Consider the following 21814-nt stretch of genomic DNA (forward strand, 5'->3'; position numbering starts at 1 on the left):
AAACTTCTGTTCTCTCTTAAAATTATTATTATATTGACAAGCAAGCCTAGTTGAACCTTACAGTTTGACTAGGTTTTTGCTTTATTTTTACTTGACTTTTTAAAGAAATAAAATATAATTGTATTAAGTTTTAAGTACAAAAGGAGATTTTTATGTTTTTAGTTCTTTTGGCAATTATTGCCTTACTTATTTTGGGTGTTATTGCTAGTACACTTTACGTGGTACGTCAACAAACGGTTGTTATTATTGAACGTTTTGGGAAGTATCAAACAACATCTGGTAGTGGGATTCATGTTCGATTGCCATTTGGTATTGATAAAATTGCTGCGCGAATTCAATTACGTTTGTTGCAATCTGAAATTGTTGTGGAAACAAAGACTAAAGACAATGTTTTTGTGACTTTGAATGTTGCCACACAATACCGTGTGAATGAACAAAATGTGACAGATGCTTATTACAAACTCATGCGTCCTGAAGCTCAAATCAAATCATACATTGAAGATGCTCTTCGTTCATCTGTTCCTAAATTGACTTTGGATGAATTATTTGAGAAAAAAGATGAAATTGCTCTTGAAGTGCAACATCAAGTGGCTGAAGAAATGTCAACTTACGGCTACATTATTGTTAAAACATTGATTACTAAAGTTGAGCCGGATGCTGAAGTTAAACAATCAATGAATGAAATCAATGCTGCGCAACGTAAACGTGTAGCTGCTCAAGAGTTGGCTAATGCGGATAAAATTAAAATTGTAACAGCTGCAGAAGCTGAAGCTGAAAAAGATCGTCTTCATGGTGTCGGTATTGCTCAACAACGTAAAGCGATTGTCGATGGTCTAGCTGAGTCAATTCAAGAATTAAAAGATGCCAATGTTGGCATGACTGAAGAACAAATCATGTCTATTCTATTAACTAACCAATATCTTGATACCTTAAATACTTTTGCGGCTAAAGGCAATCAAACATTGTTCTTACCAAATCATCCAGAAGGTATTGAAGATATTCGCACACAAATTTTGTCATCATTGAAAGCTAAATAGTTAAAACTAAAAAAAGTCCCTATTGCAGACGGAAGGAATTGCAATAGGGACTTTTTGTCTGGCATTTTGTTAGGGATTGAAATAGGAGTTACATGTTTCTTTTATACCGTTTATATTCATGGATTATTTTCAGAGCACGTTTCCGTGTTTTGATATTGGGACTTTTAAGTCTGCGATATGCAGATGCTAAATCATTTTTTTCAGCCATACCAACCTCCTTAAATATAGATTTATTAACGTTAACATGAAGTAGTATAGCACAAAATACTTAACCGGTAAAGTATTTACTGTAATTTGGCTTAAAATTAGCATTTTGGCATAAAAAAACAACCTTCCCAAAAAGGAAAGGTTGTTTTGAGTGATTATTTCAAGAAACGTTGTAAGAACTCTTTTGTACGTTCTTGTTGTGGGTGTTCGAAGATTTGTTCAGGTGTACCTTCTTCAGCGATAACACCTTTATCCATGAAGATGACACGGTCTGAAACATCTCTAGCGAATTCCATTTCGTGAGTGACGATAATCATTGTTAAACCTGATTTAGCGAGTTCTTGCATTGTTTTAAGAACTTCACCGACCATTTCTGGGTCAAGGGCAGAAGTTGGTTCGTCAAAGAGCATTGCTTCTGGGTTAACTGACAAGGCGCGTGCGATAGCCACACGTTGTTTTTGACCACCAGAAAGTTGTTTTGGTTTAGCTTTCCAGTATTGCTCAGTCATACCAACTTTTGTAAGGTTTTCTTTAGCGATTTTTTCAGCTTCGCTTCGAGAACGTTTCAAAACAGTTGTTTGAGCAACAATGGCATTTTCAAGAACGTTTAAGTTTTCAAAAAGGTTAAATGATTGGAAAACCATGCCAAGTTTTTCACGGTATTCTGTCAAGTTATAATCTTTTTCAAGAACGTTTTGTCCGTGGAAAAGAATTTCTCCAGCAGTTGGATCTTCTAAAAGATTGATAGAGCGGAGGAATGTTGATTTCCCTGAACCTGATGAACCAATGATAGAAATAACTTCACCTTTATTTACAGAAAGTGAAATATCTTTTAGGACCTCATTTTGTCCATAAGATTTTTTAAGGTGTTTAATTTCAATAATAGGTTGAGACATTATTTCACCTCTTTCGTTTGGTTTTGGTTAGCACCAGTTGTGTAAGTGTCCGCATCGAAACGACGTTCGATAAAGCGCAAGATGCGTGTCACTGTAAAGGTGAGAACAAAGTAGATAATAGCGATAATTGTAAATGTTTGGAAGTATTGATATGTTTGAGTTGCAACGGTATTACCTGAGAAGTAAAGTTCGACAACTGAGATAACATTCAATACTGAAGTATCTTTGATGTTGATGACAAATTCGTTACCAGTTGCTGGCAAGATGTTGCGGACAACTTGTGGAAGAACGATTTTGCGCATTGTTTGACCGTGTGTAAATCCAAGTGCTGTAGCAGCTTCGAATTGACCTTTATCAACAGCAAAGATACCACCGCGAACGATTTCACTCATGTAAGCACCAGTATTGATTGAAACAATAAAGATGGCTGCAAGAGTTCGGTCGATTGAAATACCAAAGGCTTGAGCAGTACCGTAGTAGATAACCATTGCTTGTACAATCATCGGTGTACCACGGAAGATTTCGATATAAACGCTAAGTAACCAACCAAATACTTTTTGAAGACCAGCAAGGAATTTATTGGCAGCTTTTGGAGCTGTGCGGTAAACACCAATCAAAAGACCGATAAAGAGACCAACAACTGTACCGATGATAGAGATGAGAAGTGTAACTCCCGCACCACGTAGAAATTGGTTCCAGTTTTTCTCGAAGATTCCCCACATATCAGTGAAGAAATTACTCTTTTGATCTTTTTCAGACTTGTCAGCTGGTTGTTTTTCAATCATGTCATCCATGAGTTGCAAACGGTCATTATCAGAGATGCCAGCTAAAACGGCATTTACTTTAGCAAGTGTGTCAGTGTCATCTTTACGAAGACCAACGGCAATGGCTGTGTCTGCTTTAGATGTCGCAAAACCTTTGCCATCTTCAAAAGCAATCATCTTGAAGTCGCTATTTGCATTTTCAGCAGAGATAGCATCAGGACGTTCAGAAACATAACCATCAATAATACCAGATTCAAGTGCTTGACGCATTTGGTTGAAGTCACCCATAGCAGTTTCTTTTGAAGCGCCTTTGATTTGGTCAATCAAGTTGTAAAGGTAGACACCTTGTTGAGATGTTAATTTTGCACCAGCAAAATCTTTAAGTGATGTAGCTTGTGCAAAGTCACCTTTTTTAGAAACAACGATAACTGGGTAGCTTGTATAGTAACTATCTGAGAATGCAATTTCTTTCTTACGTTCAGCGGTAGGACTCATTCCGGCAGCAATCATGTCAATCTTTCCGGAAGTAAGTGCTGGAATTAATCCTGTCCAAGTAGTTTTGACAACGAGGAGTTCCTTGCCTAAGCTGTCTGCTATTTTCTTAGCTATTTGGACATCGTATCCGTTAGCATACTGGCTAGTTCCTTCGATAGGAACAGCTCCATTAGAATCATCATCTTGTGTCCAGTTAAATGGGGCATAGGCTGCTTCCATACCGACACGAAGATATTCGTCAGCGTTTGCGCTAGTCATTCCTCCAAAGAGAAGAAGAAGGGCTGCGAAACAACTTAAAAGTAACTTTTTCATTTAAGACTCCTGTCTATTCTTGTACCTTACTATTTTACAGGAAATAGGGTCTGATTTCAACACGATAGACCCAAAAATAGAATATTTATACAATATATTATGATAAAATAGGGATATAAGAAAGGAGTAGGAGATCATGAAAAAATTAAGAATATTTTTACTAGCAATCGCTACTGTTTTAGGATTATCAGTTCCAGTTTTTGCTGATAGCGATGTTGACTATAGTATCAGAAATTATGATGGTGTTTTAGCGATACATGATGATAATGCTGCTGATTTTTATCAGACTATTACTTATCGATTTGATTCCTCGTACAATGGGCAGGTGGTGACTTTGGGAGAAGCCGGTCACATGCCAGAAGGATTTTCGGTTAATAATCAGCCAGAAGTTTCTGCTGAAGTTAATGGAGCCGATAAAATTGTTCGGTCTGTGGTAAGCGATCTTGGTGATGGTTATCAGGTAAAAATTTATAATTCTGGTTATAGTGGAGATGTAGTGACTGTTAAGCTACACTGGAAACTATCGCATTTACTATTTCCTTATCAAGATGTCGCAGAGCTTAATTGGGTACCGATTAGTGACTGGGATGAAACATTGCGCCATGTTACTTTTACAGTCTTAACAGATAAAACAACTGCTAATCGCAAACTTTGGGCTCATAGAGGTTACTTGAAATCGGTAAATGTTGAAAAATTACCTGATGGTTATCGAATTACGGCTGAAAATGTTGATGGAAAGTTAGAGTTGCACGCTTACTGGGATAAAGATATTTTGACGAATCCTGCACCCATTACAAGTAAACGTAAAGCAGCTATTATCAAGCAAGAAGCTAAAATTGCTCGTAGAAGTCAGCTGCTCAAAGTACTTTTGTTCTATCTTGTGCCAGCTCTTGTTATTATTTTGATTGTTTTGGCTTGGATTTTCTTTATTACAGGTAAAAGATTGGCTAAGAAATATGAAAAATTTAGTCATGATAGTCGTTCTTATGAAGCGCCAGAAGATTGGTCACCTTTGCTAATCATGCAGTATATCTATGATGTTGATTTGCAAGATACAGATACCAAAGGAAGTCCAATTTCACAAAAATTTAAATTTGAAACTGCCATGCAGGCGACTTTGCTTGATTTGATTGATCGTCATGTGATTACTGCAAGCGATGAGGAATTAACTTGTCATCTGGATAAGCCAATGACAAGCTATGAAGCAGAAGTAATTGATATGGCATTTGGTAGAAAAGAGACCATAAAAATTGAAGACTTGTTTGCAGATTATCGTTTTGATGATGATTTGGTAGATAACTATAAGAAGAAATACAAAGGTCATACTTTAGAAACAAAATTAAACAGTCTTGGTGAAGCTTTCAATGATCGCTATCTTGCTAAACTTGAACAAATTACTGACTTAGTTAATCAAGAAATTTCACAAAAAGCTTTACCAGAAATTCGTGAGAACTTAAGTGATGGTATCGCTAAGAAATTTGAATATGCAAAAGGTCTCCTATTCCTTACCTTGATACCTGTTGGTATTGGGTTAATCTATCTTTTGTTTAATCTAAATCTAGTTTTTCTTGCTTATGGTCTTTTGTTAGCTTTGGTTGTTTTGAGTTTGGTCATTATCATGGTTAAATCTCATTATTACAAAGTTCATGGTATGATAACTGCTGAAGGACAACAACGTATTCAAGCTTGGGTTAGCTTTACTAATATGATGCGAGACATTAACAAATTTGATAAGGTTGATTGGCAAGGTGTTGTCGTCTGGAATCGTATCTTGGTTTATGCGACTCTGTTCGGCTATGCCAAACAAGTTCAAAAATTCCTTAAAATTCATAACATTAAACTTGCTAGCGAATCAGACTTTATGATGAATCCTGAAATTGGCTACCTTATTGGCATGCAAACTCATCGTTTGGGAATGGCTAGTCAAAGTGCTGATTCAGCTGCGCATTTCTCTGTATCATCTGGTAGTTCAGGCTCTAGTGGTGGATTCTCCGGTGGTGGCGGAGGCGGAGGCGGCGGAGCATTTTAAAATGCTTTCAAATCTGCTATAATTGAGGGGATATTAAATTAAGGAGAGCTTATGTTATTTTTCGAACTACTTAAGGCTATCTTTTTAGGGGTAGTTGAGGGAATTACAGAGTGGTTACCTGTTTCAAGTACAGGACACCTGATTTTGGTTCAAGAATTTATTAAATTGAATCAAGATAAAGCGTTTTTGGACATGTTTAACATTGTCATTCAATTGGGAGCTATCCTAGCGGTTATTGTGATTTACTTTAAACGTTTGAATCCATTCCAGCCAGGAAAAACAGCGCGTGAAGTTCAGTTGACATGGCAGCTATGGTTAAAAGTTGTTATTGCATGTATTCCATCAATTTTAATTGCAGTACCTTTTGATGATTGGTTTGAAGCACACTTCAACTACATGATTCCAATCGCAATTGCCTTAATTGTTTACGGGATTGCATTTATCTGGATTGAAAAACGAAATGCTAATATTGAACCTGAAGTGACTGATCTTGCTCGCATGCCTTATTTGACAGCCTTTTGGATTGGATGCTTCCAAGTTCTAAGTATCGTTCCAGGAACAAGTCGTTCAGGAGCAACAATCCTTGGAGCCATCATTGTGGGAACAAGTCGTTCAGTTGCAGCTGACTTCACTTTCTTCCTTGCTATTCCAACTATGTTTGGTTACAGTGGTTTGAAAGCTGTTAAGTTCTTCTTAGACGGAAATGTTCTAAACTTTAGCCAATTCTTGATTTTGATGGTGGCAAGCGTTACAGCTTTCCTTGTCAGTCTATACGTTATCCGCTTCTTGACTGATTATGTTAAGAAACACGATTTCACTATTTTTGGTAAATATCGTATCGTTTTGGGAACAATTCTTATTCTATATAGCATTGCCAAATTTATCTTTTAAAAAAGCCAGCAGCCCTTGTCAGGGCTGCTTTTTGTGACGTAAAAATTGAAAAAATAAGACTTTTCTTGTATAATAAAATGACTACTCGTGCGAGGTATATAGTATGGAAATGAAACAGATTAGCGAGACAACGCTAAAAATAACGATTAGTATGGAAGATTTAGAAGAACGCGGAATGGAGTTGAAAGACTTCTTGATTCCACAAGAAAAGACAGAAGAGTTCTTCTATTCAGTAATGGATGAATTGGATTTACCAGATAATTTCAAAGATAGCGGCATGCTTAGCTTCCGTGTGACACCACGTAAAGACCGCATTGATGTCTTTGTTACCAAATCTGAAATCAATAAAGATATAAACTTTGAAGATTTAGCAGCTTTTGATGATGTTTCAAACATGTCACCTGAGGAATTTTTCAAGACTTTAGAGCAGACAATGTTGTCTAAAGGCGACACGGAAGCTCACGAAAAATTAGGTAAGATTGAAGAAATGATGGAAGGTGCTGTTGAAGATGTTCTGACAGAACATGCCCAACAAGCTGAGACTGAACCGGAAGAAGATGTGAATCCATCAGATTATGTTCACTATGTCTTGGATTTTCCAAGCTTAGAAGCTACTGTTGCTTTTGCTAAGGCTATTGATTTTCCAGTTGAAGCTTCAGAACTTTATAAGATGGATGGGGCTTACTACATGACAGTTCTCATTGATTTGCAAAATCACCCATCTTATTATGCAAATTTGATGTATGCCCGTATGTTAGAATACGCTGGCGCTGGTACAAAAACTCGTGCTTATTTACAAGAGCATGCGGTTGAATTATTGACGGATGATGCCGTCGAAAAATTAAAAATGATTGAGTTGGTATAGTATGGCACCCTTTACAATTGAATATGTTTTAGTTTTAATTGGCGCGTTTTTATTATCACTTTTCTTGACGCCAATTGTTCGTTTTATTGCTTTTCGTGTTGGTGCCGTTGACAATCCAAATGCTCGTCGTGTTAATGAAGTCCCAATGCCAAGTAGTGGTGGGTTGGCGATTTTCTTAGCCTTTTTAATGTCATCTTTGATTTTTATGCCAATGGTTTTGAAACAGCCGATTTGGACGATTTCTTATTTTGATTATATTTTGCCAGTTGTTATTGGTGGATTTATCATTACAGCGACTGGTTTTATCGATGATATTTATGAATTGAAGCCAAAAACAAAAATGGCAGGGATTATTTTAGGAGCTGTCATTGTTTGGGCCTTTACGGATTTCCGTTTTGATAGTTTTAAAATTCCTTTCGGCGGACCATTATTGCAATTCAATTCAGTAGTCACTTTCTTTTTGACGGTTTTTTGGATTATTTCAATTACAAACGCCATGAATTTGATTGATGGCTTAGATGGTCTGGTGAGTGGTGTTTCTATCATTAGCTTGATTACAATGGCTTTGGTATCTTATTTCTTCTTGCCACAGACCGACTTTTACTTGACTTTGACAATCTTATTATTGATTGCTTGTATTGCAGGATTTTTCCCTTATAATTACAATCCAGCTATTATATACTTGGGAGATACCGGAGCTCTTTTCATAGGATTTATGATTGGTGTGTTATCTCTTCAAGGGTTGAAAAATTCGACTGCTGTTGCGGTGGTGACACCAGTTATTATTCTTGGTGTTCCAATTTTGGATACAACTGTTGCGATTATTCGCCGTAAATTATCAGGGCGTCCAGCGACAGAAGCAGACAAGATGCATTTGCATCACCGTTTGTTAGCTATGGGGTTTACACACCGTGGAGCTGTTTTGGTCGTTTATGGAATTGCGATTCTTTTCTCACTTATCGCACTCTTGCTAAATGTTTCAAGCCGTTTAGGTGGTGTCCTTTTGATGATTGGTTTAGCCTTTGCCTTAGAAGTCTTTATTGAAGGACTTGAAATTTGGGGCGTTGGTCGAACACCACTTTTCGATACCCTTAAATTTATCGGAAATAGCGATTATCGCCAAGCGACAATGTTAAAATGGAAAAATCGCAAAAATAATAAGTAAATGGAAAGCCTATTATGGCTTTTTTTTGATATAATGATTAGTAACCCTATAGAACTGCGGTAATTTTCAGAAAAAAGTTACTGCCGCATTTGATAAATTGGAGGAACGTACACATGTCTGTACTTGAAATAAAAGATCTTCATGTTTCAATTGAAGATAAAGAAATTCTTAAGGGTGTCAATTTAACCCTTAAGACTGGAGAGATTGCTGCGATTATGGGTCCTAACGGAACTGGTAAATCAACGCTTTCAGCTGCTATCATGGGTAATCCAAATTACGAGGTTACTCAGGGTGAAATTTTGCTAGATGGTGAGAATATTCTTGACCTTGAAGTCGATGAACGTGCTCGCCTTGGTTTATTCCTTGCTATGCAATACCCATCTGAAATTCCTGGTATTACAAATGCTGAATTTATTCGTGCAGCTATGAATGCTGGAAAAGAAGATGACGAAAAAATTTCTGTTATGGATTTTATCACAAAATTGGATGAAAAGATGGAATTTCTTGGCATGAAAGAAGAAATGGCAGAACGTTACCTTAACGAAGGTTTCTCAGGTGGTGAGAAAAAACGTAATGAAATTCTTCAATTGTTGATGCTTGAACCTAAATTTGCTCTTCTTGATGAAATCGATTCAGGTCTTGATATCGATGCTTTGAAAGTTGTTTCAAAAGGTGTTAATGCTATGCGTGGAAATGACTTTGGAGCAATGATTATCACTCACTATCAACGACTTCTTAACTACATCACACCAGATGTTGTTCATATTATGATGGATGGTCGTGTTGTTCTTACAGGTGGTGCAGAACTTGCTGCTCGTCTTGAAAAAGAAGGTTATGCGAAAATTGCCGAAGAACTTGGAATTAAATACGAAGAAGAAGTGTAATTGATGATGTCAAGTCTACTATTATAGTAGATGATACTCGTATGTTGGATATAAAAAGGAGTAAACATCAAATTATGACGAAAGAATCAGTTTTAAATTTTTCACAAGCAAAAGCAGAACCTTTGTGGTTGCAAGAGCGACGCTTAGCTGCTTTTGATCATATAGATAAATTGCCATTACCAGAAGTCAACCGTGTAAAATTTCACCGTTGGAACTTGGGTGATGGAAGTATTTCAGAGGATGTGGCTTTGGCTAATGTCCCTGATTTTACAGCACTTGGAGATAATCCAAAACTTGTTCAGGTTGGAACACAAACTGTCCTTGAACAATTACCTGTTGACTTGATGTCAAAAGGTGTTATTTTTACAGATTTTTATAGCGCTTTGGAAGAAATTCCAGAAGTGATTGAAAAATATTTTGGTAAAGCGCGTGGTGACTTGGAAGACAAGTTAGCTGCTTATCATACAGCTTACTTTAACAGTGCTGCTGTGCTTTATGTTCCAGATAATGTGGACATTGAAGAGCCAATCGAAGGTCTCTTTTTCCAAGATAAGGCTAGTGATGTTCCATTTAATAAACACGTCCTTATTATTGTAGGAAAAAATAGTCACATCAGTTATCTAGAACGTTTTGAATCAATCGGTGAAGGCGATGCTAAAGCAACAGCAAACATCTCTGTTGAAGTTATTGCTTTAGATGGCAGTCAAGTGAAGTTTTCTGCTATCGACCGTCTTGGAAATAACGTGACAACTTATATTAGCCGTCGTGCTCATCATGGTAAAGATGCTGTGGTGGACTGGGCAATCGGCATCATGAATGAAGGCAATGTGATTGCTGATTTTGATTCAGACTTGTACGGAGATGGTAGCCAAGCTAATCTTAAAGTGGTTGCTGCTTCATCTGGCCGTCAAGTTCAAGGTGTGGATACGCGCGTGACAAACTACGGTTGCCATTCAGTCGGACACATTTTACAACACGGTGTCATTCTTGAACGCGGAACATTGACTTTTAATGGTGTTGGTCACATTGTAAAAGGTGCTAAGGGAGCGGACGCTCAACAAGAAAGTCGTGTTCTGATGCTTTCAGACAAAGCTCGTTCAGATGCCAACCCAATCCTATTGATTGATGAAAATGATGTGACAGCTGGTCACGCCGCTTCAATCGGACAAGTTGACCCAGAAGATATGTATTATCTCATGAGTCGTGGTATTGACAAGGAAACAGCAGAACGCCTAGTTATTCGTGGTTTCTTAGGGACTGTTATCACTGAAATTCCTGTCAAAGAAGTGCGTGATGAAATGATTGCTGTACTTGATAGCAAGTTGGAGCAACGCTAATATGACAAAATTAGACGCTCATAAAATCGCTCAAGACTTTACTATACTTGACCAAGTTGTCAATGATGAACCTCTGGTTTATCTAGACAATGCGGCAACAACTCAGAAACCACAAAAAGTACTTGATGCGCTCAATCAGTATTATCATACTATCAATGCCAATGTGCACCGCGGTGTTCATACCCTTGCTGAACGTGCAACAGCTGCTTATGAAGCCAGTCGTGAAAAAGCACGTCAGTTCATTAATGCTAAGTCAACAAAAGAAGTGTTATTTACACGTGGAACAACAACTGGACTTAACTGGGTTGCGCAGTTTGCCCAAGAAGTTCTTCAAAAAGACGATGAAGTGCTTATTTCAGTTTTAGAACATCATGCGAATGTCGTTCCTTGGCAACAAGTTTGCCATAAGACTGGTGCAAAATTGGTTTATGTTTATTTAAAAGATGGTCAGCTGGATATGGAAGATTTGCGCAGCAAACTTTCAAGTAAAACAAAATTTGTAAGCATTGCCCATGTTTCAAATGTTCTAGGCTCAGTGCAACCTGTTAAAGAAATTGCCAAATTAGCTCATGAAGTTGGTGCTTATATGGTGGTTGACGGTGCACAGTCTGCTCCTCATATGACAATCGACGTTCAAGATTTGGATTGTGATTTCTTTGCTTTCTCAGGACATAAAATGCTTGGACCAACAGGCATTGGTGTGCTTTATGGTAAAGAAGAATTGCTCAATCAAATGTCACCAGTTGAGTTTGGTGGGGAAATGATCGACTTCGTTTACGAACAAGAAGCCACTTGGACAGAATTGCCTTGGAAATTCGAAGCCGGGACACCAAATATTGCTGGTGCTATTGCTTTAGGCGCGGCTATTGAGTATTTGGATGATCTTGGTTTAGATAATGTTCATGCGCATGAGCAAGAACTGGTTGATTATATTTTACCTAAACTACAAGCCATCGAAGGAGTAACAGTTTACGGTCCACAAGACCCTAGTCAGCACATGGGAGTCATTTCATTTAATATTGATGGATTGCATCCACATGATGTGGCAACAGCACTTGATTATGAAGGTGTTGCTGTGCGAGCAGGACATCACTGTGCACAACCTTTGATTAATTATCTTGGAATTCATTCGGCAGTGCGCGCAAGTTTTTATATCTATAATACGAAAGAAGATTGTGATAAACTAATAGAAGCAATTCTTAAAACAAAGGAGTTTTTCAATGGCACTTTCTAGATTAGATAGTCTTTATATGGCAGTTGTTTCAGATCACTCAAAAAATCCTCACCATCATGGAAAATTAGAAGATGTTGATCAAGTTAATCTTAATAATCCAACTTGTGGTGATGTGATTTCATTATCAGTGAAATTTGATGGTGATCGCATTTCTGATATCGCTTTTGCTGGTGATGGTTGTACCATTTCAACAGCTTCATCAAGTATGATGACTGATGCTGTTGTTGGCAAGACGAAAGAAGAAGCTCTTGAACTAGCTGAGATTTTTTCAAAAATGGTTCAAGGTGAAAGAGATGACGCCCAAAAAAGACTCGGTGAGGCAAGTTTCTTGGCAGGAGTTTCAAAATTTCCACAACGTATAAAATGTTCAACTCTTGCATGGAATGCCCTGAAAAAAGCTATTGAAAACGATAGTAAAAATACAGAAAGGTAATTAGATGCCTGAAAAAAATGAAAAAGTAACGCCAAAACCAATTGATATTGGTGAGTATCAATATGGCTTCCACGATGACGTGACACCAGTCTTTTCAACAGGAAAAGGAATCAGTGAAGATGTTGTTCGTGAATTATCTGCTGAAAAAGGTGAGCCAGAATGGATGCTGGAATTTCGCTTGAAATCATTGGAAATTTTTAACAAAATGCCAATGCAAGATTGGGGACCAGATTTGTCAGATATTGATTTTGATGAGATTACTTACTATCAAAAAGCATCTGATAAACCTGCCCGCTCATGGGATGATGTTCCAGATAAAATCAAAGAAACTTTTGAACGTATCGGGATTCCAGAAGCCGAACGAGCTTATCTCGCTGGTGCTTCAGCTCAGTATGAATCTGAAGTGGTTTACCACAACATGAAAGATGAGTATGATAAGCTAGGAATCGTGTTCACCGATACAGATTCTGCTTTGAAAGAATACCCAGAGCTTTTCAAAAAATATTTCTCTAAATTAGTCCCACCAACAGATAACAAGTTAGCTGCTTTAAACTCAGCTTTCTGGTCAGGTGGTACCTTCATTTACGTCCCAAAAGGTGTCAAAGTTGATATTCCTTTGCAAACTTATTTCCGTATTAACAACGAAGCGATGGGACAATTTGAACGTACTTTGATTATTGTTGATGAGGGGGCAAGTGTTCACTACGTTGAGGGATGTACAGCACCAAACTACTCATCAGCTAGTCTTCATGCAGCCATTGTTGAAATCTTTGCTCTTGAAGGTAGTTACATGCGTTATTCTACTATTCAGAACTGGTCAGATAATGTCTATAACTTGGTAACTAAACGTGCCACGGCTAAGAAAAATGCTACGGTAGAATGGATTGATGGTAACCTTGGTGCCAAAACAACAATGAAGTATCCATCTGTTTATCTTGATGGCGAAGGTGCGCGTGGGACAATGCTCTCAATTGCCTTTGCTAATAAAGGTCAACATCAAGATACAGGTGCTAAGATGATTCACAATGCACCACATACCTCATCATCAATTGTTTCAAAATCAATTGCTAAAGGTGGCGGAAAAGTTGACTATCGTGGTCAAGTGACTTTTAATAAAAATTCTAAAAAATCAGTGAGTCACATTGAATGTGATACGATTTTGATGGATGATATTTCAAGTTCTGATACCATTCCATTTAACGAAATTCACAATTCACAAGTTGCGCTTGAACATGAAGCTAAAGTTTCAAAAATCTCAGAAGAACAACTCTATTATCTTATGAGTCGTGGTCTTTCTGAACAAGAAGCAACAGAGATGATTGTCATGGGATTTGTAGAACCATTTACAAAAGAACTCCCAATGGAATACGCGGTTGAACTTAACCGTTTGATTAGTTATGAAATGGAAGGTTCTGTTGGATAACTTAAAAGAGACAAGTTTTTAAACTTGTCTCTTTTTTTCTATATATAATAGGAAAAGTAATGGTAGTTTTTATAGTTTTTCGTTAACGTAAGTGACGAAGTGGTTCCACCAGACTTTAAGAAAAATGCTTTTTTTTACCTCTTTCTTAGCAAGTGCTGGTACGCTTGGTTTAGAGTCTAGATAGCCAGTTCCGACGATTTGTTTATCATCATAAATGAAAGAACCAACTTTATCACCTTTATTAATAGTAGCTTCGTATCCTTTAGATTTTGTTGAGAATGTTGCTGAAGCATCAGTACCAATACGATGAACAACCTTTAATTCTTGAGAAGCAACTGCAGGTACAGTCTTTTCTTTTCCATCGATAACTTTTGCTTTGCTATTTTTAGTTGATTCGCCAGCATCAACAAGAGTAGTCATTTCATAATGCGATTTAACATATTCAAGAAGATCATTCGTAGCTTTAAATCGGGCAAATTCATCTTCTTGCCAATTATCTGCATTCATAACAACAGAGATAATGCGCATGCCGTTTTCTGTAGAAGTCGCAACAAATGAAGCACCAGCAAGTTCAGTTGTACCGGTTTTTAGACCATCAACACCATCACGTTCGTAAGGCATTCCTTTGAGCATGTAATTATAAGTGTTCATTGTAGAACCATCAAAGTCAGCAGTTGTTTGGTTACTAATTTTAAGCACATCTGGGTACTCGGTGATTAAGTGTTGGGCAATGATGGCAACATCACGAGCGCTTAGGGTATTTTCATCAGTTGAACTAGAACCTGGGTAAATGTTATCACCTAGGTAACTATTGTTAAGACCAGAAGCATTAAATAATTTAGCATCATTGATTCCCCATTCTTGGAGTTGAGTTTGCATCATATCAACAAACTTACTTTCGGTACCGCCGATTTTTTCTGCAAGGGCAATCGCAGCACTATTAGCACTAGCTACCATGGCAGCATTAACTAATTGCTCCACAGTATATTCGCGTGCTTCCATAGGAACGTTACTAGCATCCGAATTAGCTGTTAAATCATAAGCATAATCAGATATAGGAACTTTAGTATCCCAACTTAGATTCCCTTTATCGATTTCTTTGTAAGTTAAGTAAACCGTTAATATTTTTGTCATTGAAGCAATACCATCAGGTGTAGTTGCATCTTTTTCATATAATACTTTACCAGTAGAAGCTTCGACAGCGATAGCGTGTTTAGCTGCTACATCAAAGGTATCATCAGCAGCAACTTTGTTTCCAATGAAGGCCAAGAGTAGGGCCAAAACAGCAAAAACTTTCTTCATTGTTCCATCCTTTGTTAAAAAATTAGATAATATGATTATATCATATTAATCGCTTACTTTCAGTGTGTCAGAAAATCTGACAAAAAATTCAGAAAAAACTATTCTCTTCAGAAAAAACTATTTTCTTTAAGGAAACTTTATGATATAATTTTATTTGTCAAATAATATAATTTAGAGAGAACAACTAGGAGGGCGTCACATGTCACTAAATGGTAAAACATGGAAACGCGTCGGTCTTGGGGCTGTAGCCTTAGTCTCAACAGCTGTTTTGGCAGCTTGTGGAGGTAAAAGCTCATCAACTTCTTCAAAAACTGATGAGATCAATTGGTACACTCCGACTGAAATTAGCACTTTGGACATTTCGAAAGTTACAGATACTTATTCTTCAATTGCTATCGGTAACTCAGGTAGTAACTTACTTCGTCGTAACGAAGACGGTGAATTAAAACCTGATTTGGCTGAGAAAGTAGAAGTATCTGAAGATGGTTTAACATACACTGCCACATTACGTGATGGACTTAAATGGTCTGACGGTAGTGATTTAACGGCAGATGACTTTGTTTATACATGGCAACGTATTGTTGATCCAGCGACTGCTTCAGAGTATGCTTACCTTGCATCAGATGCGCATGTTTTAAATGCTGCAGAAGTTATCAATGGTACTAAGAGCGTTGATGAATTGGGAGTTAAAGCAGATGGTAATAAAGTAATCTTTACATTATCTAGTCCATCTCCACAATTTATGAGTCTTTTGACATTTGCTAACTTCGTTCCTCAAAACAAAGCCTTTGTGGAAAAAGCAGGAAGTGACTACGCTACAACTTCTGAAAAAGCACTTTATTCAGGTCCATACACAGTAAAAAATTGGAATGGTTCTAATGGTTCATTCACACTTGTGAAAAACAAATACTATTGGGACGCTAAAAACGTTAAATTGAAGAAAGTTAACGTCCAAGCTGTTAAAAAACCTGATACTGCCGTGCAAATGTACAAAGATGGTGAGCTTGATACAGCAAACATCTCTGGTACAGAAGCAATTTATAAAGCAAATAAAAGCAACAAAGATGTTGTGGATGCTCCAGAAGCAACATCTGCATACCTCGTTTACAACGAAACAGGTTCTGTTAAAGCTTTAGCTAATACTAAGATTCGTCAAGCACTTAATCTTGCAACAAATCGTGAAGGTGTTGTTAAAGCAGCTATCGATACTGGTTCAAAAGCAGCAACGGCTCTTGTTCCAACAGGACTTGAAACCTTAGAAGATGGTACTGATTTATCTAAATACGTATCACAAGATTACACTTATGATGCCAAACAAGCAGCAAAACTTTTCAAAGAAGGTCTTGCTGAAATCGGTGAAAAATCAGTTAAATTGACAATTACAGCTGATTCTGATACACCAGTTGCCAAAGCATCAGTAGACTACATCAAACAAACATGGGAAGATGTTCTTCCAGGATTAAAAGTAGAAGAAAAATTCGTAACATTCAAACAACGATTGCAAGATTCTAAAACACAAAACTTTGATGTTGTTCTATCACTTTGGGGTGGTGACTATCCAGAAGGATCTACATTCTATGGATTGTTTACATCAGATTCAGCTTACAACTACGGTAAGTTTAGCGATGCTACATATGATGCGGCCTACCAAAAAGCATTGACTACAGATGCTTTAGATCCTGTAGCTGCTGCAGATGATTATAAAGCTGCTGAAAAAGCACTTTATGATAATGCACACTATAACCCACTTTACTTCCGTAACACAAAAGCACTTCAAAATCCATCAATCAAAGGTCTTGTTCGTAACTCAACTGGTTTGCAAGTTGACTTTACATATGCCTATAAAGACAAATAATCTTTAATAAGTATGAATAATGGGCAAGAATTGGTTGCGACCAATTCTTGCTTTTGTTGACAGGTAAAACTTTTCCCCTGCCAACAAAAGCAAATAAGAGAAGGAAATATTATGGTAAAATACATTCTTAAACGTGTTGCTATTCTTCTTGTAACACTCTGGGTAGTTGTTACCCTGTCGTTTTTCCTCATGCAAGTTATGCCTGGGACACCTTACAATAACCCAAAATTAACTGATGAGATGATTGCTTTAATGAACAAACAATATGGGTTGGATAAACCAGTTTGGCAACAATATCTTACATATCTATGGAATATTCTCCATGGTGATTTCGGTACAAGTTACCAATCAATTAATCAACCAGTTGGACGTTTGATTTCTCAACGTTTAGGCGTTTCGATCCAACTTGGTGTTCAAGCCCTAATCGTTGGTCTTCTTGCTGGTCTTGCGGTTGGTGCTGCATCAGCACGTAACAAAAATAACTGGATTGATGGTGTACTTAGTGTTATTTCTACACTTGGTATTTCAGTACCATCATTCATTATCGGTCTTTTCTTATTGGTTACTCTTGGTTTCAAATGGAGCTTGTTCCCACTTGCAGGATGGGGTTCATTTGAACAAACCATTATGCCATCTATTGCCTTGGCAATTCCAGTATTTGCCCAAGTTACACGTTTCTTCCGTGGACAAATGATTGAAACATTGAGTTCTGACTACATTCAATTAGCTACTGCTAAAGGTTTGAACAAACGTCAAGTGACACGTAAACACGCGTACCGTAACTCAATGATTCCAGTTTTGACTTTGGTTGGTCCTATGGCAGCAAACTTGCTAACAGGTTCAGCTTTGATTGAACAAATTTTCTCAATTCCAGGAATTGGTCAACAATTTGTAACATCAATCCCAGCTAAAGACTATCCAGTAATTATGGGAACAACAATCGTTTATGCAATGATGTTGATGGTTGCTATCTTGGTAACAGATATTGCAACAAGTATTGTTGACCCACGTGTACGCTTGCAATAAGGAGACTATTCATGGCAGAAAAAACAAGAGAATTTAAACTTGTTGGTGTTGGTTCAGCCAGCTCACAAGAAAAAATCGAAAAGCCTGCTCTTTCTTTTATGCAAGATGCATGGCGCCGTTTGAAGAAAAATAAATTAGCTGTTATCTCAATGTGGTTCTTGGGAATTTTACTTGTATTCTCAATGATTTCAGTAGTTTTGGTACCACGTGATGACGCTAATGCTTTCAATACAAAAGAAGTTACAACTTACCGTAACCTTCCACCAAAACTTAGTGACAACCTTCCATTCTGGAACGGTAAAATTACTTATTCTGGTAATACTGAAGCTAACGATGCTTATGCAGACCAAGGTGTTCCAGAAGGTAAAAAATTTATCCTTGGTACTGATAACCTAGGTCGTAGTGTTGCCAAACGTATCATCGTAGGTGTGCGTATCTCACTTCTTATTGCTATCGTTGCAACATTGATTGACCTTTTGATTGGGGTAACTTATGGTTTGATTTCAGGTTATGTTGGCGGACGTGTCGACATGGTTATGCAACGTATTATCGAAGTTATTTCATCAATTCCTAACTTGGTTATCGTTACAATGCTTGGTCTTTTGCTTGGTAATGGTGTTACATCAATCATTATTTCAATTGCTATCGTTGGATGGACATCAATGGCTCGTCAAGTACGTAACTTAACACTTTCTTACCGCGAACAAGAGTTTGTTCTTGCTGCTCGTTCATTGGGTGAAAGTGCTCCTAAAATCGCATTTAAACACATCCTTCCAAATATTTCAGGGATTATTATTGTTCAAATTATGATGACAGTTCCAAGTGCCATCATGTATGAAGCTGTGCTTTCAGCTATTAACCTTGGGGTAAAACCACCAACAGCATCACTTGGTTCATTGATTACTGATGCTCAAGAATACTTACAATACTACCCTTATCAAGTAACTCTACCAGCCCTTGCTTTGGTATTAATCTCACTTGCTTTCATCTTGTTAGGTGACGGTCTTCGTGATGCATTTGATCCAAAATCTGGTGATCGTTAGGAGGAAAAAATATGAGTGAAGAAACAATTTTACAAGTTAAAAACCTCCATGTAGATTTCCAAACCTACGCTGGAGAAATTAAAGCTATTCGCGACGTCAACTTTGACTTGAAGAAAGGCGAAACACTTGCTATCGTAGGTGAATCTGGATCAGGTAAATCTGTAACAACTAAAACATTAATGGGGCTATCTGCTTCAAATGCTACTATTACAGGTGACATTGACTTTAAAGGTAAAAAACTTACTGAATTAAAAGAAGACGAATGGATCAAAGTTCGTGGAAATGAAATCGCAATGATTTTCCAAGATCCAATGACAAGTCTTGACCCAACAATGAAAATTGGTCAACAAATTGCTGAACCAATCATGATCCACGAAAAAGTTTCAAAACAAGAAGCTTGGAATCGTGCGCTAGATTTAATGAAAAATGTTGGTATTCCAAATGCGGAAGAACATATCAACGATTACCCACACCAATGGTCTGGTGGTATGCGTCAACGTGCTGTTATTGCAATCGCACTTGCTGCTAACCCAGATGTCTTAATTGCTGACGAACCAACAACTGCCTTGGATGTTACTATTCAAGCTCAAATTCTTAACTTGATGAAAAAAATTCAAAAAGAACGTGGTTCATCAATCATCTTTATCACCCACGACCTTGGTGTCGTTGCTGGTATGGCTGACCGTGTTGCAGTTATGTATGCTGGTAAAGTTATTGAATATGGAACAGTTGACGAAGTCTTCTACAATCCGCAACACCCATATACTTGGGGCTTGTTGAACTCAATGCCAACAACTGACACAGAAGCTGGTAGCTTACAATCAATCCCAGGTACACCACCAGATCTTCTTAACCCACCAAAAGGTGATGCTTTTGCACCACGTAACGAATTCGCTTTGGATATCGATTACGAAGAAGAACCACCAATGTTTAAAGTTAGTGACACACACTATGCTGCAACTTGGTTGTTAGACGAACGTGCACCTAAAGTAACACCACCATTACCAATTCAAAAACGTTGGGCAAAATGGAAAGAACTTGAAGGGAGAAAAGCTTAATGACTGAAAATAGAAAAAAGCTTGTTGAACTTAAAAATGTCTCTTTGACTTTCAACGAAGGCAAAAAGAATGAAGTAAAAGCCATCAACAACGTCAGCTTCGATATCTATGAAGGTGAAGTCTTTGGTTTAGTTGGTGAATCAGGTTCTGGTAAAACAACTGTTGGACGTGCTATCTTAAAACTTTACGATATTAGTGGTGGTGAAATCGACTTTAATGGAGAAACAGTTTCTAACCTTAAAGGTAAAGAATTGCATGAATTCCGTAAAAATGTGCAAATGATTTTCCAAGACCCACAAGCAAGTCTTAATGGACGTATGAAAATCCGTGACATCGTTGCCGAAGGTCTTGATATTCACAAACTCGTTAATAGTAAAGAAGAGCGTGATGAAAAAGTTCAAGAATTACTTTCTCTAGTAGGTTTGAACAAAGATCACATGACTCGTTACCCACACGAATTCTCTGGTGGTCAACGTCAACGTATTGGTATTGCACGTGCTCTTGCTGTACAACCGAAATTCATTATTGCTGATGAACCAATTTCTGCGCTTGACGTGTCTATTCAAGCTCAAGTTGTTAACTTGATGCAAAAACTTCAACGCGAAAAAGGCTTGACTTATCTCTTCATCGCTCACGATTTGTCAATGGTCAAATACATTTCAGATCGTATTGGTGTAATGCACTGGGGTAAAATGCTTGAAATTGGAACATCTGAAGATGTTTACAATAACCCAATTCACCCATACACTAAGAGTTTATTGTCTGCAATTCCAGAACCAGATCCAGAATCTGAACGTGAACGCGTGCATCAAGTTTATGATCCAAGTGCAGAACTTGATGGTCAAGAACGTGAAATGCGTGAAATTACACCAGGTCACTTTGTACTTTCTACTGAAGCTGAAGCTGAAGAATATAAAAAAGCATTATCATAATTATAAAGAGGGCAAAGAGCCCTCTTTTTTGCGTTTAAAGGTTCCTAAAAGTCAATTTAGTTGCATTATAAGAGAAGAAGTATTAGAATGTACACGAAGTCAATTACTGCTGAATTGAGCGATTTTAGAGGGTTCTGATGGCAAATTGGAAAAAATGAAAAAAGTTTCATAAAAGCGTTGACACGCTGTAGTAAATTTAGTATACTAATATAGCTGTTGTTCGAGAGGACATCGGTAACAAGTTTGAAACAAACTTGAAAATTTCTTGAAAAAGGATGTTGACAAAGCGTTTCAAATTTGATAGAATATAGAAGTTGTCTCGAGTGAGACAAAGACCTTTGAAAACTGAACAATACGAACCAAACGTGCGGGTTACGGAAGTAACCTGTCAAAAACGATAAATCTGTCAGTGACAGAATGAGAACAAGATTAAATGAGAGTTTGATCCTGGCTCAGGACGAACGCTGGCGGCGTGCCTAATACATGCAAGTAGAACGCTGAAGACTTTAGCTTGCTAAAGTTGGAAGAGTTGCGAACGGGTGAGTAACGCGTAGGTAACCTGCCTACTAGCGGGGGATAACTATTGGAAACGATAGCTAATACCGCATAACAGCATTTAACCCATG

The 21814-nt window shown here is 37.6% G+C and carries 19 protein-coding genes and 1 rRNA gene; 16 read left to right on the plus strand and 4 right to left on the minus strand.

Features of this window, described 5'->3' with window-relative positions; genetic code table 11:
• Window positions 1–152: 152 nt before the first annotated feature.
• Window positions 153–1037 (plus strand): SPFH domain-containing protein, encoded by an 885-nt coding sequence (locus BMX18_RS08415; protein WP_074561367.1) that lies wholly within the window; start codon window positions 153–155, stop codon window positions 1035–1037.
• A gap of 88 nt (window positions 1038–1125) precedes the next feature.
• Here the strand turns inward: BMX18_RS08415 and BMX18_RS08420 are convergent, their stop codons facing one another.
• The 3 genes from BMX18_RS08420 to BMX18_RS08430 all read right to left on the minus strand — a co-directional run bounded on the left by BMX18_RS08420 (window position 1126) and on the right by BMX18_RS08430 (window position 3711).
• Window positions 1126–1245, minus strand: coding sequence for a putative metal homeostasis protein (locus tag BMX18_RS08420; RefSeq protein ID WP_093816040.1), 120 nt, complete (start codon window positions 1243–1245; stop codon window positions 1126–1128).
• A 154-nt stretch (window positions 1246–1399) separates the two neighbouring features.
• On the minus strand, window positions 1400–2140 hold the full coding sequence (locus BMX18_RS08425) for an amino acid ABC transporter ATP-binding protein (RefSeq protein WP_039696023.1): 741 nt from the start codon (window positions 2138–2140) through the stop codon (window positions 1400–1402).
• Window positions 2140–3711 (minus strand): ABC transporter permease subunit, encoded by a 1572-nt coding sequence (locus BMX18_RS08430; protein WP_074965543.1) that lies wholly within the window; start codon window positions 3709–3711, stop codon window positions 2140–2142. The genes BMX18_RS08425 and BMX18_RS08430 overlap by 1 nt, the downstream gene beginning before the upstream one ends.
• A gap of 136 nt (window positions 3712–3847) precedes the next feature.
• Here BMX18_RS08430 and BMX18_RS08435 point away from each other — a divergent pair, with 136 nt between their 5' ends.
• The 9 genes from BMX18_RS08435 to sufB all read left to right on the plus strand — a co-directional run bounded on the left by BMX18_RS08435 (window position 3848) and on the right by sufB (window position 13972).
• Window positions 3848–5740 carry a DUF2207 domain-containing protein gene (locus BMX18_RS08435; RefSeq protein WP_180366650.1) on the plus strand — a complete coding sequence of 631 codons (1893 nt, stop codon included), beginning with the start codon at window positions 3848–3850 and terminating at the stop codon, window positions 5738–5740.
• A gap of 51 nt (window positions 5741–5791) precedes the next feature.
• Window positions 5792–6631 carry an undecaprenyl-diphosphate phosphatase gene (locus BMX18_RS08440; RefSeq protein ID WP_039696026.1) on the plus strand — a complete coding sequence of 280 codons (840 nt, stop codon included), beginning with the start codon at window positions 5792–5794 and terminating at the stop codon, window positions 6629–6631.
• A 103-nt stretch (window positions 6632–6734) separates the two neighbouring features.
• Window positions 6735–7496 (plus strand): adaptor protein MecA, encoded by a 762-nt coding sequence (gene mecA, locus BMX18_RS08445; RefSeq protein WP_074603782.1) that lies wholly within the window; start codon window positions 6735–6737, stop codon window positions 7494–7496.
• 1 nt (window position 7497) lies between these two features.
• Window positions 7498–8661 (plus strand): glycosyltransferase family 4 protein, encoded by a 1164-nt coding sequence (locus BMX18_RS08450; RefSeq protein WP_074561363.1) that lies wholly within the window; start codon window positions 7498–7500, stop codon window positions 8659–8661.
• 113 nt (window positions 8662–8774) lie between these two features.
• Complete coding sequence (gene sufC / locus BMX18_RS08455; RefSeq protein WP_074565193.1) at window positions 8775–9545, plus strand: Fe-S cluster assembly ATPase SufC; 771 nt, start codon at window positions 8775–8777, stop codon at window positions 9543–9545.
• Window positions 9546–9619: 74 nt separating this feature from the next.
• Window positions 9620–10882 carry a Fe-S cluster assembly protein SufD gene (sufD, locus tag BMX18_RS08460; RefSeq protein WP_014334313.1) on the plus strand — a complete coding sequence of 421 codons (1263 nt, stop codon included), beginning with the start codon at window positions 9620–9622 and terminating at the stop codon, window positions 10880–10882.
• 1 nt (window position 10883) lies between these two features.
• Complete coding sequence (locus tag BMX18_RS08465) at window positions 10884–12116, plus strand: cysteine desulfurase (protein ID WP_074965537.1); 1233 nt, start codon at window positions 10884–10886, stop codon at window positions 12114–12116.
• Window positions 12103–12549 (plus strand): Fe-S cluster assembly sulfur transfer protein SufU, encoded by a 447-nt coding sequence (gene sufU / locus BMX18_RS08470; protein WP_074565189.1) that lies wholly within the window; start codon window positions 12103–12105, stop codon window positions 12547–12549. Before BMX18_RS08465 ends, sufU begins: the two co-directional genes overlap by 14 nt.
• A 4-nt stretch (window positions 12550–12553) precedes the next feature.
• On the plus strand, window positions 12554–13972 hold the full coding sequence (gene sufB / locus BMX18_RS08475; protein ID WP_074482843.1) for a Fe-S cluster assembly protein SufB: 1419 nt from the start codon (window positions 12554–12556) through the stop codon (window positions 13970–13972).
• Window positions 13973–14041: 69 nt separating this feature from the next.
• On the opposite strand, the gene pbp3 is transcribed toward sufB, so the two are convergent.
• The gene (pbp3, locus tag BMX18_RS08480) at window positions 14042–15274 is read right to left on the minus strand and encodes a D-alanyl-D-alanine carboxypeptidase PBP3 (protein WP_093816044.1); all 1233 of its coding nucleotides are present in this window, start codon (window positions 15272–15274) and stop codon (window positions 14042–14044) included.
• Between the two features lie 199 nt (window positions 15275–15473).
• On the opposite strand from pbp3, the gene BMX18_RS08485 reads away from it, so the two are divergent.
• The 6 genes from BMX18_RS08485 to BMX18_RS08510 all read left to right on the plus strand — a co-directional run.
• Window positions 15474–17129, plus strand: coding sequence for a peptide ABC transporter substrate-binding protein (locus BMX18_RS08485; protein WP_074561358.1), 1656 nt, complete (start codon window positions 15474–15476; stop codon window positions 17127–17129).
• Between the two features lie 111 nt (window positions 17130–17240).
• Entirely contained in the window at window positions 17241–18155 is a 915-nt protein-coding gene (locus BMX18_RS08490; RefSeq protein ID WP_006530948.1) for an ABC transporter permease, read from the plus strand.
• An 11-nt stretch (window positions 18156–18166) separates the two neighbouring features.
• Window positions 18167–19198: an ABC transporter permease gene (locus BMX18_RS08495; RefSeq protein ID WP_074565183.1), complete on the plus strand. Its 1032-nt coding sequence runs from the start codon at window positions 18167–18169 to the stop codon at window positions 19196–19198.
• Between the two features lie 11 nt (window positions 19199–19209).
• Window positions 19210–20256 (plus strand): ABC transporter ATP-binding protein, encoded by a 1047-nt coding sequence (locus BMX18_RS08500; RefSeq protein ID WP_074870119.1) that lies wholly within the window; start codon window positions 19210–19212, stop codon window positions 20254–20256.
• A complete protein-coding gene (locus tag BMX18_RS08505) occupies window positions 20256–21188 on the plus strand; it encodes an ABC transporter ATP-binding protein (protein ID WP_039696037.1) in 933 nt (310 codons plus the stop codon). Before BMX18_RS08500 ends, BMX18_RS08505 begins: the two co-directional genes overlap by 1 nt.
• 429 nt (window positions 21189–21617) lie before the next feature.
• Window positions 21618–21814 (plus strand): 16S ribosomal RNA (locus BMX18_RS08510); the annotation flags it as partial.

Source organism: Streptococcus sp. 45, assembly GCF_900108865.1.
Lineage (GTDB): Bacteria > Bacillota > Bacilli > Lactobacillales > Streptococcaceae > Streptococcus > Streptococcus ruminicola.